Genomic DNA, 14806 nt, shown 5'->3' on the forward strand with positions numbered 1-14806 from the left:
GCTTTTTTTGTAAACTGAAATGGAAATCATTTATAAATGTTGTACGATAGCAGCAATTTTTCTTAGAAGGAAGCGCTAAAAAAGAGTGTATAAGAATAGAAACGTATTCAGAAGGAAGTGAAACGTAGTATGAAAAAAATTAAAACAGCCATTATTGATATTGGTTCTAACACGATTCGCCTTGTACTATACTCCTATGATAAAAATGAGGGGCTGAAGGAATTCGGAAATATTAAAACCGTTGCCCGACTGCGCACATATTTACTGCCGAACGGAGAAATGTCCGAAGAAGGCATTCAGCTATTGGCTGAGACGTTAAAATCATTCCGCTTAATATTGGCGGATTATCATGTGACAGACGTTAAAGCTGCTGCAACTGCTGCGGTACGTCAAGCGATCAATAATGATAAAATCATCGCCCGTATGAAGGAAGAAACAGGTATTCTAATTGATATTCTGACGGAAGAAGAAGAAGCATATTACGGGTTCGTCGCAGTAGCCCATTCAATGGATACCCCGTCGGCAGTAACGATTGATATTGGTGGTGGTTCCACTGAAATAACATTATTCATCAATAAAAGGCTCCAAAAAACGATCAGCTTTCCATTCGGTACGGTTTCCTTAAAACAAAAATTCGTAAGCGGCACGATAATCAATAAAACCGAACGTGAAAAGCTGCGTGCCTTTGTAAAGGAGCAATTTTCATCATTAAAGTGGATTATAGATATTGGATTACCGATTATTGCAATTGGGGGAAGTGCACGTAACATCGCTCAGGTTCATCAGCAGAAAGTAGGCTATCCGCTATCAGGTGTTCATCAATACGAAATGAACGGAGGCGACTTACAACAACTGCGCGACTATTTGACAGAATTTTCTTACGATAGTTTGAAGCAGCTTGATGGGCTTTCTTCAGATCGGGCAGATATTATCGTTCCGGCATTGGAAGTTTTTATGGCACTCATGTCTACAGTTAATTCGAATTGTTTCCAGGTGAGTAAAAAAGGTTTGCGGGAAGGGCTCATCATTAGCCGTGTTTTGCAAGGGAATCCCGAAGCCTATGACAAATATAATGTTTTTGAAGAAAGTGGCCGGCAGCTTGCATTAGCCTATGGGCGAAAGGAAGAGGAAGTCCAAACATTGGAATCTCTGACAGAGCAATTATACAGGGGCTGCATTAATTTGAAGCTATTTGAATATAGTGAAGCAGATTTACAGCTATTAAAGAAAGCGGCAAAGGTTTATGGAATCGGAGAATATATTGAGCTGGATTCCTCCAGTCAGCATACGTTTTATTTGATCTCCAATCAGTCGATACCAGGTTTGTCGCATATAAATCGGGTTAAACTGGCATTGCTGGCATCGTATAAAAACCGAGATTACTTTTTCCGTTTTACACGACCATTCGATTCTTGGATTTCGAAAGAAGAATTAAAAAAGCTGCGTGAATTTGGCGCAATTTTAAAATTTGTTTACGCTTTAAATATGACGAAACGCAATGTCGTAAAAAATATTGCGATTGAAAAAGTAAACAACCAATTTCACATAGAAGTACTGACTTCTGAGCGTGCAATAGCAGAAATGGCTCAGGCGGAAAAACAGAAAAAGCATATCGAACGTGTTTTCAAAGGCGAGGTAAAACTTAAGTTCAGGGAAGAAAGGCAGGGTTGATATGACAATGAATATGGAAAAGGATCCGCTTTTTGATCCGGAACGTGAAGAATTCGAAAATAGTCCAGGTTACAGAAATGAGCTGCTTGTGGAAATCGCAAAGCCCCAGTACTACAACAACCGTGAGCTGAGCTGGCTCGCGTTTAATGAACGAGTATTGGAAGAAGCCGAAGATACAAATAATCCGTTGTTGGAGCGGATGAAATTTTTGGCGATATTCAGTTCCAATTTGGATGAATTTTTCATGGTTCGGGTTGCGGGTTTGCAAGACCAAATTCGTGCCGGCTATCATAAGCCCGAAAATAAATCAGGTTTAACACCGAAAGAGCAGCTTGCAAAAATTGCTGAACGTACTCAAGCATTGGTAAGACGCCAAACAGAAGTATATCGCCATTTAGTGCATGAGCTTTTACCGAAGGAAGACGTGCATATCGTTGACTTGAAGATGCTGAATGAACAAGAAAAAAGTTACATGAATGAGTTTTTTGAAGAAACGATATTTCCTGTCCTTACACCTATTGCGGTCGATGCTTATCGCCCGTTTCCCACATTGCTAGGGCGTACGCTCAACTTGCTTGTCATGCTGGAAAACAGCAATGAGGACATGGAAAACAATATGGATAAAGTAGCAATTGTCCAAGTGCCGTCCGTACTGAACCGTTTCATAAAAATACCGTCAAAAGGCAAAAAGACGGTGTTCGTATTGTTGGAAGATGTCATTTCAAGTAATATCGACCGGTTATTTTTAGGCTATAAGGTGAAATCGACACAAGCATTCAGGTTAACGAGAAATGCCGATTTGACCATTCATGAGGAAGGTGCTCAAGATCTGTTAGTGGAAATTGAAAAGGAGCTGAAAAAACGTAAATGGGGTGTCGGTTCACGTTTGGAAGTACGTGACGGTGAAATGATTGATGAGGTGCTGGATTACTTACTGGGTGAGTTTGAACTGGGCGAGTCCGATGTTTTCAAAATTGATGGCCCACTCGATTTAACGGCAATGTTCGGCTTTGTAAAAGAGATTTCTGTAGGACGGGAACATTTGGAATATGTAAGTTTTATTCCACAGCCTCCTCATGATTTACAATCAGACGAAAATATTTTTGAAAAAGCGTTGACCCAGGATATATTTTTTCATCATCCGTATGAATCATTTGGCCCGATTGTTGATTTTATCGCAGAAGCAGCGGAAGATCCGAGTGTATTGGCAATTAAGCAAACGCTCTACAGGGTAAGCGGGAATTCGCCGATTATTCAAGCATTGAAGCAGGCAGCGGAAAACGGGAAACAGGTGACAGTTTTAGTAGAGTTAAAAGCGCGCTTTGATGAGGAGAATAATGTACATTGGGCGAAACAGCTAGAACAAGCAGGATGCCTCGTTATCTATGGAATGAATAATTTGAAAACCCATTCAAAAATTACACTTGTTGTCCGTCGACGCAATGGAAAAATAGAACGTTTTGTGCATTTGGGAACGGGCAATTATAATGATGCTACTGCAAAGATCTATACGGATATGGGGATTATTACATCGCATAAAGAATTTGGTATTGATGCGACAAACTTCTTTAATTATTTAAGCGGTTATACTGATAAACCTGAATTCCATCATATTGTCGTCGCGCCTTTTGATATTCGAGATGAATTCCTTCATTTAATTGATAGGGAAATCGCGTTACATAAAAAATATGGAAACGGGTTTATTCGGGCCAAAATGAATTCTTTAACGGACAAGGATTTAATGATGAAAATGTACGAGGCATCAATCGCAGGAGTGAAAATCGAGCTGATTATTCGCGGTATTTGCTGTCTGCGTCCAGGCATCCCGGGGATTTCGGAAAATATAACCGTTTTGAGTATTGTTGGGCGTTTCCTTGAGCATTCCCGGATTTTCTGGTTCCATCATAATGGGGAAGAGAATCTATACTTATCTTCTGCAGATATGATGACACGGAATATGATTAAACGTGTGGAAATATTATTTCCCATCTATTCACCCGAAATAAAATACCGGATCCAGCGTATTATGCTACTCCAAATTAAAGATAATCAAAAAGTACGAATCCAGGACTCCAATGGAAAATACCACTATAAAGAAGACCATCACCGTAAAACGCGGATCAACAGTCAAGAAATCTTTTTAGCCGAATCCCTCGGTCCTATTATAGAGGAATAGTAAAACAGATAAAGCTATGGACGAGATGTTCATAGCTTTAAAATTTGTTGGTAAGGGACGCTGCGGTTTCTATTAGAACAATTGTGATGGATAATAGAATAATGAGACGAGATATTAGAAAATCTGTAGGGAATTTTAGAACAATGCGCATACATTTTAGAACATGTTGAAGATATATTAGAACATTGCGATTTTATTAGAACAAATAAATTTATATTAGACAATTTGCCGATATATTAGATAATAGGGTTTATCACTCATCCTGTTCTTCACAAAAATAGATGAAAAAACAGTAAAATGCAGCATAAAGCAGAATATTTTATATTTTAGTATTTATTTCCGCTCTCTTATAGTAAACTCTATTTATGAATGACTGTTCATTTTATAGGTGAAGGGGATGGATAAAATGTTACAAGGCAAAACGATTATAATTACAGGCGGCTCTAGCGGGATGGGCCTCGGTATGGCAAAGCAGTTCGTGAAAGAAGGGGCAAATGTGGTAATCACCGGACGTGACTTGGAGCGTTTGGCCAATGCAAAGAAGGAAATAGAGGCGTTTGGCTCTACAATTGAGACATTTCAAATGGATGTTCGCGAACCGGAACATGCACAGGCAATGGTTGTATTTGCAGCTGAAAAATTTGGCCAAGTAGACGGCCTGGTGAACAATGCTGCAGGGAACTTTTTAGTACAAGCGGAAAAATTATCGCCAAACGGATGGAAGGCCGTTATTGATATTGTGTTGAATGGAACATTTTATTGTACTTCTGCAATTGGTCGTTATTGGATAGAAAATGGCATAAAAGGTTCGATTGTCAATATGGTGGCTACATATGCCTGGGGGGCAGGAGCTGGTGTCATTCATTCAGCTGCTGCAAAAGCCGGGGTGCTCTCGTTGACACGTTCGCTTGCGGTTGAATGGGGTGGTCAATATGGCATTCGCGTAAATGCCATTGCACCAGGGCCAATTGAGCGGACAGGTGGAGCGGACAAACTATGGGAATCGGAAGAACAAGCGAAACGTACACTCGATTCCGTTCCGTTAAAGCGCCTTGGCACGCCTGAGGAAATAGCCGATCTGGCGGTATTTATGCTTTCGGATAAGGCAGGCTATCTAAACGGGGAATGTATTACTTTGGATGGCGGACAATGGCTAAATCAGCACCCGTTCTAACTGTTTCAGAATATTTAAAAATGAATAAATCCCAAATTGTTGCTGCATACTATCGCTAACTGTTAAAAGGAGGCGATCGCAATCGGCATGTGGCTTTATCCAACGATTTTCGTTGTGATCATATTATGTTTTATAGGCTATTATTTAACGGTACGTGTTGGGCATAATATAGAGGGCAGCGGTCAAGAACGTGATCCGGAAGTGCCTGAAGAAATTCAGGAGCATCCTTTCCTGCTCAACCCGATTATTCTATCGTATGCCGTTTTTGGCGCATTTACTGGTATCATTATTTTTTACTATTGGGCAAGGGGTTACTGAAATTAATGCATAATGGGGCGTATTTTCTCGTCTTATTATGCTTTTTCTTTTGCAATCATAGGCGCCTTTCATAGTCAGAAAAATGATCCGTATGGTATGATAGAGATTAGAGAAACTGTTTTGTCGAAAGACAGGGCAAAGAATAACAGCAGTAAATTTTTAACTATTTTTGTATGGTGCTGCTCGTTATTAGCGGGATAAAGGAGTAGAATGTCATGATTTCAACGAACAACAGAGCTTTACTAGATATGCCTATTAAAGATTTTATAATTTCATCTGAGAAGGTAGCCCATGTACAAAGTGGCAACAACGCTGAACATGCATTATTAGTTTTAACAAAAACGGGGTATTCTTCTATTCCAGTACTGGATGTAAAGTATCGTTTAAAGGGTTTGTTAAGCACCAAAATGATAACGGAGTCTATTTTAGGTCTAGAGCGAATTGAATATGATAGATTAGCAGACATTCGTGTGGATGAGGTCATGAATCAGGAAGTTGTGTATTTAAAAATTACGGATACATTTCAACGTGCACTCGATCTAGTAATTAACCACGCCTTTTTATGTGTAGTCGATGATGAAGGCACATTTGTCGGTATTATGACGCGAAGAATTATTTTAAAACAATTAAAGAAATATATTTACCAGCACAACGCTTAAAAAAAAGTCGACAAAGTCCTAAAGGGATTTTGTCGTTTTTTTAACCGTTCGTTCGGAAAGGATGTTTGTCAGTGACAGCAACAGAAGCAGAAATTATTAAAGTGTTGGCGGAAGAGGGGAATATGCGGAAGGCGGCAGAGCGTCTCTTTTTAACGCAACCAGCACTGTCCCAGCGCCTTCAATCAATTGAAAAAGAGTGGGGAGTCCAATTATTTATTCGTTCCCAGAAAGGTTTAACACCAACTCCCGCGGGAGAGCTGGTCATTCAATATTCAAATGATTTGATTGTAAAGCGTGAAGAAATTTTTGAAACAATTCATTCACTGAATACAAAAGTGCACGGTACATTAAAAATTGCCTGTGCATCGATTGTCGGTCAAAACTGGCTGCCAAAAGTATTAAAAGACTATGTAACGAAATATCCGGATACAAAAATTTCGTTAATCACTGGGTGGAGCTCAGAAATCATTAAAGCCCTTTATGACGGGGAAGCGCATATTGGCATTGTCCGCGGGCAGGCAGAATGGAAGGGTAAAAAAATTCATTTGTTCCGCGATACAATGTACTTAGTAGATAAAGAAATCCAGGATATGGAAGATATTTTGACATCAGACCGTCCGTTTATCCAATTTAAGAGCGATTCGAATTATTACCAGGAAATTCAGCAATGGTGGCAACGTCATTTCAACTACAATCCAAGACACCAAATCATTGTGGATCAGATTGAGACGTGCAAGCAGATGGCAGTAAACGGTATCGGATATGCCATTTTACCTTCCATTACATTGAATGGTGAAGAAAATGTTCATAAAATTCCTTTATCTAATAATGGAGATGACGATGGGTTAACTCGTGATACATGGCTGATCGGGTATGAATCGACATTCGAATTACGTCAAGTGGAAGCTTTTGTCGATTTAGTACAGGATCATGCACGCTGCCTGTATGATTATCCAAGTGAAATGAACTAAAAAAATAGTTTTAATATTACTGAAAATTTAGTACAATTATCCATGTTAAAAAATCTAACACGCAGCGGGGTGTCATATGGAAAAATTAAATGCACAGCAAATTATTGACTTTATTTCAGAAGCAAAGAAGGTAACACCGGTAAAAGTATATGTAAAGGGAATTGGTGTTGCGGATTTATCATTTGGTACCGAAAGCAAAGTGTTTGGTGAAGGGAATAATGCGGTAGTTTTTGGCGAATGGTCGGAAATTGAAGCATCGTTAAAAAAGTATGCTGATCTTATTGAAGACTATGTAGTGGAAAGTGATCGTCGCCATTCAGGCGTACCGCTTTTGGATACGAAAAAAGTAAATGCACGTATTGAGCCAGGTGCGATAATCCGTGATCAAGTTACAATCGGCGACAATGCGGTCATTATGATGGGTGCTATCATTAATATTGGTGCAGAAATTGGTGCGAAATCCATGATTGATATGGGCGCGGTACTAGGTGGCCGTGCAACAGTAGGAGATAACTGCCATATTGGTGCAGGAACTGTTCTTGCAGGTGTAGTGGAACCGCCGAGCGCGTTACCGGTTGTTGTAGAAGATGATGTTGTCATCGGTGCAAATGCCGTTGTATTAGAAGGGATTCGCATCGGTAAAGGTGCAGTAGTAGCGGCCGGGGCAATCGTTATTAAGGACGTTGAGCCATATACAGTAGTTGCAGGCGTACCTGCTCGTCAAATTAAAGTATTGGACGAAAAGACAAAGTCGAAAACAGAAATTATCGATTCATTGCGTAATTTATAAAAGGCGGGAACGACATGAGTCATCTTATTGAACTAAGACGAGACCTACATAAAATTCCTGAAGTAGGCTTTAATGAGTTTAAAACTCAGAGTTATTTACTTGAATTCATTTCAAATCTAAATCAGCAGCATATACAAATAACGACTTGGAGAACAGGAATTGTTGTATTTATACAAGGAACGAACCCATCAAAGCTGATCGGTTGGCGTACCGATATAGATGCACTTCCTGTACAAGAAGAGACGGGACTCCCGTTTGAATCGGAATATGCCGGATTTATGCATGCATGCGGTCATGATTTCCATATGGCTATTGCGCTTGGGCTTGTCGAGGCGTTTTCAAACCAGCCTCCTGTTCAAAATGTCGTTGTTTACTTTCAGCCTGCCGAAGAAGGTCCGGGTGGGGCTGAGCCGATGCTGGAATGGCTGAAAGCAGAACAGCCGCATCTTGTAGCAGATGAGATCTACGCATTGCATATCGCACCGGAATACCCGGTAGGTACGATTGCAACAAGACCAGGACTGCTGTTTGCCAATACTTCCGAGCTGTTTATTGACTTGAAAGGGATTGGCGGTCATGCAGCCTATCCACATAAAACAAGGGATATGACCATAGCGGCAGCCAATTTAGTTATGCAGCTGCAAACAATTATTAGCCGTAATGTCGATCCAATGGATAGTGCAGTCATCACAATCGGGAAGATGACTTCCGGTACAGTTCAAAACGTCATCGCGGAAAATGCGCGTCTTGAAGGAACGATTCGAACGTTGAATGCACAGGCAATGGCAGAAGTGAAGCGTCGTATTGAAGCAATATGCAAAGGAATTGAAGCCTCATTTGAATGCGCTATCGCTATTGATTACGGTTCAATGTATTATGAGGTGAATAATAATGCGAATTGTGCGAATGCACTTCTGGAGTTTGCCGAACAATTTGAAGGGACAACCGCTTATGAATGCCCTGCTGCAATGACAGGTGAAGACTTCGGTTATTTCATCAAGGATTTGCCAGGTGCGATGTTCTGGACAGGAGCCAATTCAAACTACGGACTCCACCATGCTAAAATGGCACCGGACGAGTCGCTCATTCCTCTAAATTGCCGCTTTGTCGAACAATTTATCCGCCAGCTTGTTTAACAAATAAAAAGGGCTATCCAATTTAATTTTGGATAACCCTTTTTTCTTTTATGATGTGGCTCTCATTAAATGAGGTGCTTTTTTGACTGTCCATAAATAGGCAAGTGTGAAACAGCCGACAAGCACGCAGGAGCCTAAAATATATGGAGAATGCGGGTTCCAATCGAACAGGACCCCTGCAAGTGCCGGACCAAACATGTTACCAAGACTCATATAAGCATTGTTCATACCGGCAGCAAAGCCTTGTTCATTACCAGCAAGCTTAGAGATGAGTGTATTTACTGCTGGACGAATAAATGTTGTGGCAATTGAGAACAGTGTAGCGACAACTAAAATAATGAAAAAGCCACTGATATAAATCACGAGCAGCATCATCGCGGCTGCCAACAATAAGTTGACCAGAATAACTCTCATTTCCCCGAAACGTTTAAACAATTTATTCACTACAAACATTTGCAGCACTACACCCGCAAACCCGCCGACAGTTAAAATAATGGCAATTTCGGATGGGGTATAACCAAATTTATGGTCTAAATAAAGCGTTAAAGTTGCCTGGAAATTGGCAATACCAAAACTGAATGTGAAGACGATGATTAAAAAGATAAAATAGGAGGTCTTCACAGATTTGACCATTTGTCTAAACAGCTTTTCACGAGGCGCAATGGTCTCCCGAATATTTTTAATATTAGGTAAATAGATAGCCGACAAGATTGCTGCCATATAAGCTACTGCTCCGGCTAAAAAGAAAGGGAATGTCAAATTCACTTCAGATAAGAATCCGCCGACACCCGGACCGACCATAAAGCCTAAAGACATTGCTGCACCGATCATACCCATCCCTTTGCCGCGCTCTTCGTATGTCGTAATATCGGCCACAAATGCCATAATTGGCGCCATAATAAATGCCGCGCCTGTTCCGCTTAAAAAACGTGCTAAAAATAAAACCCATACTTCTGAAGCGAGACCGAATAAAATTTGTGAAGAGCCATACACGATCAGTCCACCAATAATAAACATTTTCCGGCCATGGCGGTCCGATAAGTCTCCGGCAACCGGAGAGAACAGAAACTGTGCAAGAGCGAAGCCTGCAATTAAAAATCCGAGCACTTGTCCGCCGACGCCGAACACTTGCAAATAGGCCGGCATTACAGGAACTATAATTCCGATACCGCCCATTGTGATGAACATATTAAACATTAATAAATAAAGCGCTAACTTATTGGACTTTTCTGTCATTGAATGCCAGCCTTCCTATTTGGGTATTTCGATACTAGAAATATATATTTATATTAAATATCATACTCCAAAAATTTCAAAATTGCATTTATTCATGTCAAATCATAGTAAAGAATTTGTTAGCACGGGGCATTTATATGCGATAATTGAATTGTAAATATGCTAATTATAGAGAATCCAGTAAATTGTAGCTTTTGGTGAAAGGGGAGGTATGGATGAATTATAAATTTTGGACTGTTGTCATGATACAAAAAGAGGATAAAGTATTGCTGCTCAACCGCCAGCATGATCATTTCAAAGGATATATTCCACCGGGTGGTAAAGTGGATTTTCCAGAAGGCTTTGCTGAAGGGGCAATCCGGGAAGTAAAAGAAGAGACTGGGTTGGAAGTACAGTCTTTAGTGTTTAAAGGAATTTCGCATTATACGAACTCTGAGCTGCACGATCATTTTATTATTTATAATTACTGGACGGATGATTTTACGGGGGAAGTTTTAGACTCCTGCACAGAAGGGGAGCTGGAATGGGTGAAAATAAGCGAGGCCAAATATTACCCGATGCAAGAAGACATACAAGTACGCTTCGATTTGTTCTTCGAGCCGGGAACATTTGAAATCCATACAATGTGGGATGAACAAAACAATCAAATAGACAAGCGTATTATACATAAGCTGTAAAAAAAGCGTGGCCAATAAAATTGGCCACGCTTTCGTAAAGTTAAGGAAATTATAGATTCTGGCATTATGGATAGCTTTTAAATAAAATGTTATTTGCGTCCAGGCTAAAGCGCCAGCCCCTCGGTCATTTCAATCCCGCCGTCGAAAGTGGTGAAACGTTTACTTTCTAGTCGGGCTCTTCAATGCCTGTCGGGGCTGAACGGGCGCTTTAGCACTTTTGTTCTTATTTCAAGCTCATTTTAAATTCAAGGAAATATTCGTTGTATTTGCCTAGCCATTCAAGGCCAAGGTTTTCGTAAACTTCCAATTTTTCACGCTGGTCATGTGGCGGGTAGAAGCGTTCATCGCTAATAACTTCCTCATCCATCAGTTCCCAAGCGGCTTCATTTGGTATTGAATAGCCGACATAATCTGCATTCTGCGCAGCATTTTCGGCATCAAGCATGAAGTTGATAAATTTATGGGCACCTTCGATATTTTGAGAAGTTTTTGGAATCACCATATTATCGAACCATAAGTTAGAGCCTTCTAGCGGTACAGCAAACTCCAATTCTTCATTTTCCCACATCATATCTGCAGCCTGACCGGAGAACGTTAATGCTACAGATGCTTCATTATTTATCATAAGCGGTGTAATTTCATCACCGATAATGGCTTTAATATTTGGAGAAAGCTCAATTAAGTGATCTGTCGCTTTACGCAATAAATCATCATCTTTCACATTCAGCGACTCACCGATTGAGTTCAGTCCCATTCCGATTACTTCCCGTGAACCATCGACCAGGAATACTTTACTTTTTAATGAAGGATCCCATAAATCCTCCCAAGTTTCGAACGTTAGATGGTCATCGATTAAATTCGGATTATAGACAATTCCAACCGTTCCCCAGAAATAAGGAATGGAGTATTCGTTACCAGGATCGAACGGCAAATCCAGAAAGTCTTCATTAATATTTTGCAGATTCGGAACTAAGTTATGATCAATAGGAATAAGCAGGCCATCTTCCTTCATTGATTCAATCGTATATTCGGAAGGGACCGCAATATCATAGGCAGAGCCGCCTTGCTGTACTTTCGTCAACATCGCTTCATTTGAATCAAATGTTTCATACGTTACTTTAATTCCAGTTTCTTCTTCAAACTTATCGATTAATTCCGGGTCGATATATTCCCCCCAGTTATAAACCGTTAATGTATCTTTACTTCCTGCTGAACCAGCTGATTGCATACGGTCAACTGTAAAAAACAGCAGGGCACATACAATGACAATGGCAGCCGTTGCTTGAACTAGTTCTCTCATCGTTGTCCCCCCGTTGCTACTGATTTTGAACGTTTGTTAATAAAGTAGTATCCGATAACGATTAATACCGTTACAGCAAATACCAGCCCTGAAATAGCATTGATCGTTAACGAAATGCCGGCACGGGCCATTGAGTAAATTTCTACAGATAATGTACTGAAGCCATTTCCTGTTACGAAAAATGTAACCGCAAAGTCATCCAGCGAATACGTCAATGCCATGAAGAAACCGGCGAAAATACCTGGTGAAATATACGGTAAAATAACACGTGTCAACACATCGCGCTTCGTAGCACCTAAATCTCGTGCAGCATCGATCAGGGAAGTGTTCATTTCAAGCAATTTCGGTAAAACCATAAGAACAACGATCGGTACACTGAACGCGACATGGGATACTAGTACTGAAGCGAATCCTAGTTTTACACCAATCATCGTAAATAAAATTAAAAAGCTTGCACCGATTACAACATCAGGCGAAACAATCAGAACATTATTCAAAGAAAGCAAAGTATTGCGCATCTTTTTGTCTTTCAATGAAACAATACCAATCGCTCCAAGTGTTCCGATAATCGTTGCGATCAAACCAGATAAAAGGGCAACGAGTACTGTGTTCAGCAAAATAATAATTAGTCGTGAATCTTCAAATACAGCCGCATAGTGCTCAAGTGTGAATGACTCGAAATTATTCATGCTGCCGCCACTGTTAAAGGAGTAGAAAATTAAATAAAATATTGGTGCGTAAAGGATCGCGAATACGAAAAGTAAATATACTTTCGACATAGCGGACAACTTTTTCATCAGACACGTCCTCCTTTAGATTTTTGTTTCGTGAACAGCATTGTGAGCACCATGAATAAAATTAGGAACACGGCAATTGTCGAACCCATACCCCAGTTTTGGGAAACAAGGAACTGCTGCTCGATCGCCGTACCTAAAGTAATAACCTGATTTCCGGCAATTAAGCGTGTAATCATGAACAGTGACAATGCCGGAATGAATGTTACTTGAATACCTGATTTTACGCCGTCGATTGTCAGCGGGAAAATGACACGTCGGAAAGTTGTCCATGCATTTGCCCCTAAGTCGCGCGAAGCGTAAATAAGTGAAGGGTTCATTTTATCCAATGAGTTGAAAATCGGAATAATCATAAACGGAATGAAAATATATACCGATACAAATACGAAACTGAAGTCTGTGAACAAAATTTGCTTTGGATCAAAACCAAATACTTCAATCATTGCATTGATCGGGCCGTACAAACCGAAAATCCCGATAAATGCATATGTTTTTAACAGCAGGTTAATCCAAGAAGGAATAATGATCAGCATAAGCCATAGCTGTTTATGCTTCGTTTTAGTCAGTAAGTATGCAGTAGGGTAGGCAAATAATAAGGTGAATAATGTAATTAGAAATGCATACCAGAAACTGCTCAATGTCATTTTCAAATAAACCGGTGTAAAGAACTTCGCATAGTTGGCCAATGTAAAGTTCCCGTTTAAATCAAGAACTGAATAATAGACGATTAACGCAATTGGTGCGATAACGAATAAAATTATCCAAAATACGTAGGGGATTAACGGTCCTTTAGCTGTTTTATTCATGTTCTTCATCCCCATACGCTTCTAAACGTTTATCGAAATCTTCTTCCGTTTCGTTTAAACGCATTACGTGAATTGCTTCCGGATCAAAGTCCAATCCGATTTCTGCGCCAACTTCCGCTTTTTTCAATGAGTGGACAAGCCATTCATTGCCGTCTTTATCATATGTCGATAATTCGTAGTGCACGCCGCGGAACAGCTGTGTATCTACTGTTACGATAAGCTTGCCGTTTTCCGGTGTCGTAATTTCCAAGTCTTCCGGACGAATGACAATATCAATTTTTTCATTCGGTTTCATCCCGGCATCGACACATTCAAACTCTTTTCCAGCAAATTTCACACGGTAATCTTCAATCATGATACCGTCTACAATATTGGATTCACCGATAAAATCAGCAACAAAACGGTTGATAGGCTCATCGTAAATATCAACAGGTGTACCCGATTGTTTAATTTCTCCTTGGGAAAGAACAAAAATTTCATCACTCATTGCAAGCGCTTCTTCCTGGTCATGCGTAACAAATATAAATGTTTTACCAAGACGCTGCTGCAGTTCGCGAAGCTCGTATTGCATTTCTGTACGTAATTTCAAATCAAGCGCAGATAAAGGCTCATCAAGTAAAATCACGTCCGGATCATTGACGATCGCACGGGCAATCGCAACACGCTGACGCTGACCACCTGACATTTCCGAAATTTCACGGCTGCCGTAACCTGCCAAGTTAACGAATTTCAGCGCTTCCTGCACACGTTCCTTCACTTCCGCTTCTTTCACTTTTTTGATACGTAAGCCAAATGCTACGTTTTCAAAAACATTCAAGTGAGGGAAAAGCGCATAATCCTGGAATACCGTATTTACTTGGCGTTCATTTGCAGGAACATCATTGATCCGTTTCCCGTTGAAAAACACATCCCCTGTAGAAGCATCGGTAAAACCGGCAATAATACGTAAAATCGTTGTTTTCCCGCATCCGGATGGTCCGAGTAATGTGTAGAACTTACCTCGTTCCAATTCAAAGTTAATATTTTTTAAAACTACAGTCCCGTCATCGTATGATTTTGTGACATTTTCAAATCGAATAATTGTGTTATCCATTTTGC

At 40.2% G+C, this 14806-nt stretch carries 14 protein-coding genes; 9 read left to right on the forward strand and 5 right to left on the reverse strand.

The window, feature by feature from the left end; translation table 11 throughout:
* Positions 1 to 129: 129 nt before the first annotated feature.
* From MKZ25_RS03995 to MKZ25_RS04030, 8 genes are all read left to right on the forward strand, one after another.
* Positions 130 to 1671, forward strand: coding sequence for a Ppx/GppA phosphatase family protein (locus tag MKZ25_RS03995; RefSeq protein ID WP_340800250.1), 1542 nt, complete (start codon positions 130 to 132; stop codon positions 1669 to 1671).
* Position 1672: 1 nt separating this feature from the next.
* Entirely contained in the window at positions 1673 to 3847 is a 2175-nt protein-coding gene (locus tag MKZ25_RS04000) for an RNA degradosome polyphosphate kinase (protein WP_340800251.1), read from the forward strand.
* A 406-nt stretch (positions 3848 to 4253) separates the two neighbouring features.
* On the forward strand, positions 4254 to 5021 hold the full coding sequence (fadH, locus tag MKZ25_RS04005) for a 2,4-dienoyl-CoA reductase (protein WP_340800252.1): 768 nt from the start codon (positions 4254 to 4256) through the stop codon (positions 5019 to 5021).
* 87 nt (positions 5022 to 5108) lie between these two features.
* Positions 5109 to 5339, forward strand: a complete 231-nt coding sequence (locus MKZ25_RS04010; protein ID WP_340800254.1) for a short-chain dehydrogenase — start codon at positions 5109 to 5111, stop codon at positions 5337 to 5339.
* 215 nt (positions 5340 to 5554) lie between these two features.
* Positions 5555 to 5998, forward strand: coding sequence for a cyclic-di-AMP-binding protein CbpB (cbpB, locus tag MKZ25_RS04015; protein WP_340717495.1), 444 nt, complete (start codon positions 5555 to 5557; stop codon positions 5996 to 5998).
* Between the two features lie 71 nt (positions 5999 to 6069).
* Positions 6070 to 6969, forward strand: coding sequence for a LysR family transcriptional regulator (locus MKZ25_RS04020; RefSeq protein ID WP_340800255.1), 900 nt, complete (start codon positions 6070 to 6072; stop codon positions 6967 to 6969).
* A 76-nt stretch (positions 6970 to 7045) separates the two neighbouring features.
* Positions 7046 to 7759 (forward strand): 2,3,4,5-tetrahydropyridine-2,6-dicarboxylate N-acetyltransferase, encoded by a 714-nt coding sequence (dapD, locus tag MKZ25_RS04025; RefSeq protein WP_340800256.1) that lies wholly within the window; start codon positions 7046 to 7048, stop codon positions 7757 to 7759.
* A 14-nt stretch (positions 7760 to 7773) separates the two neighbouring features.
* Positions 7774 to 8895, forward strand: a complete 1122-nt coding sequence (locus tag MKZ25_RS04030) for an N-acetyldiaminopimelate deacetylase (protein WP_340800257.1) — start codon at positions 7774 to 7776, stop codon at positions 8893 to 8895.
* 48 nt (positions 8896 to 8943) lie between these two features.
* On the opposite strand, the gene MKZ25_RS04035 is transcribed toward MKZ25_RS04030, so the two are convergent.
* On the reverse strand, positions 8944 to 10131 hold the full coding sequence (locus MKZ25_RS04035) for an MFS transporter (protein WP_340800258.1): 1188 nt from the start codon (positions 10129 to 10131) through the stop codon (positions 8944 to 8946).
* Positions 10132 to 10346: 215 nt separating this feature from the next.
* Between MKZ25_RS04035 and MKZ25_RS04040 the strand changes: the two genes are divergently transcribed.
* A complete protein-coding gene (locus MKZ25_RS04040) occupies positions 10347 to 10808 on the forward strand; it encodes an 8-oxo-dGTP diphosphatase (protein WP_340800259.1) in 462 nt (153 codons plus the stop codon).
* A gap of 223 nt (positions 10809 to 11031) precedes the next feature.
* Here the strand turns inward: MKZ25_RS04040 and MKZ25_RS04045 are convergent, their stop codons facing one another.
* Genes MKZ25_RS04045 through MKZ25_RS04060 form a run of 4 tightly spaced genes read right to left on the reverse strand, consistent with a single transcriptional unit; the run spans position 11032 to position 14801 of the window.
* A complete protein-coding gene (locus tag MKZ25_RS04045) occupies positions 11032 to 12108 on the reverse strand; it encodes an ABC transporter substrate-binding protein (protein ID WP_340800260.1) in 1077 nt (358 codons plus the stop codon).
* Positions 12105 to 12905, reverse strand: coding sequence for an ABC transporter permease (locus MKZ25_RS04050; protein WP_339197949.1), 801 nt, complete (start codon positions 12903 to 12905; stop codon positions 12105 to 12107). Before MKZ25_RS04050 ends, MKZ25_RS04045 begins: the two co-directional genes overlap by 4 nt.
* Positions 12905 to 13708 (reverse strand): ABC transporter permease, encoded by an 804-nt coding sequence (locus tag MKZ25_RS04055; protein ID WP_340717504.1) that lies wholly within the window; start codon positions 13706 to 13708, stop codon positions 12905 to 12907. Before MKZ25_RS04055 ends, MKZ25_RS04050 begins: the two co-directional genes overlap by 1 nt.
* Entirely contained in the window at positions 13701 to 14801 is a 1101-nt protein-coding gene (locus MKZ25_RS04060; RefSeq protein ID WP_008403481.1) for an ABC transporter ATP-binding protein, read from the reverse strand. Before MKZ25_RS04060 ends, MKZ25_RS04055 begins: the two co-directional genes overlap by 8 nt.
* Between the last annotated feature and the right edge of the window lie 5 nt (positions 14802 to 14806).

The organism is Solibacillus sp. FSL W7-1464 (assembly GCF_038004425.1).
Taxonomy (GTDB): Bacteria; Bacillota; Bacilli; order Bacillales_A; family Planococcaceae; genus Solibacillus.

Bases quoted from the DNA above. Each gene is read 5' to 3' on its own strand.
- MKZ25_RS03995 (WP_340800250.1), top strand. From the start codon at position 130: ATGAAAAAAATTAAAACAGCCATTATTGATATTGGTTCTAACACGATT.
- MKZ25_RS04000 (WP_340800251.1), top strand. From the start codon at position 1,673: ATGACAATGAATATGGAAAAGGATCCGCTTTTTGATCCGGAACGTGAA.
- fadH (WP_340800252.1), top strand. From the start codon at position 4,254: ATGTTACAAGGCAAAACGATTATAATTACAGGCGGCTCTAGCGGGATG.
- MKZ25_RS04010 (WP_340800254.1), top strand. From the start codon at position 5,109: ATGTGGCTTTATCCAACGATTTTCGTTGTGATCATATTATGTTTTATA.
- cbpB (WP_340717495.1), top strand. From the start codon at position 5,555: ATGATTTCAACGAACAACAGAGCTTTACTAGATATGCCTATTAAAGAT.
- dapD (WP_340800256.1), top strand. From the start codon at position 7,046: ATGGAAAAATTAAATGCACAGCAAATTATTGACTTTATTTCAGAAGCA.
- MKZ25_RS04030 (WP_340800257.1), top strand. From the start codon at position 7,774: ATGAGTCATCTTATTGAACTAAGACGAGACCTACATAAAATTCCTGAA.
- MKZ25_RS04035 (WP_340800258.1), bottom strand. From the start codon at position 10,131: ATGACAGAAAAGTCCAATAAGTTAGCGCTTTATTTATTAATGTTTAAT.
- MKZ25_RS04040 (WP_340800259.1), top strand. From the start codon at position 10,347: ATGAATTATAAATTTTGGACTGTTGTCATGATACAAAAAGAGGATAAA.
- MKZ25_RS04045 (WP_340800260.1), bottom strand. From the start codon at position 12,108: ATGAGAGAACTAGTTCAAGCAACGGCTGCCATTGTCATTGTATGTGCC.
- MKZ25_RS04050 (WP_339197949.1), bottom strand. From the start codon at position 12,905: ATGAAAAAGTTGTCCGCTATGTCGAAAGTATATTTACTTTTCGTATTC.
- MKZ25_RS04055 (WP_340717504.1), bottom strand. From the start codon at position 13,708: ATGAATAAAACAGCTAAAGGACCGTTAATCCCCTACGTATTTTGGATA.
- MKZ25_RS04060 (WP_008403481.1), bottom strand. From the start codon at position 14,801: ATGGATAACACAATTATTCGATTTGAAAATGTCACAAAATCATACGAT.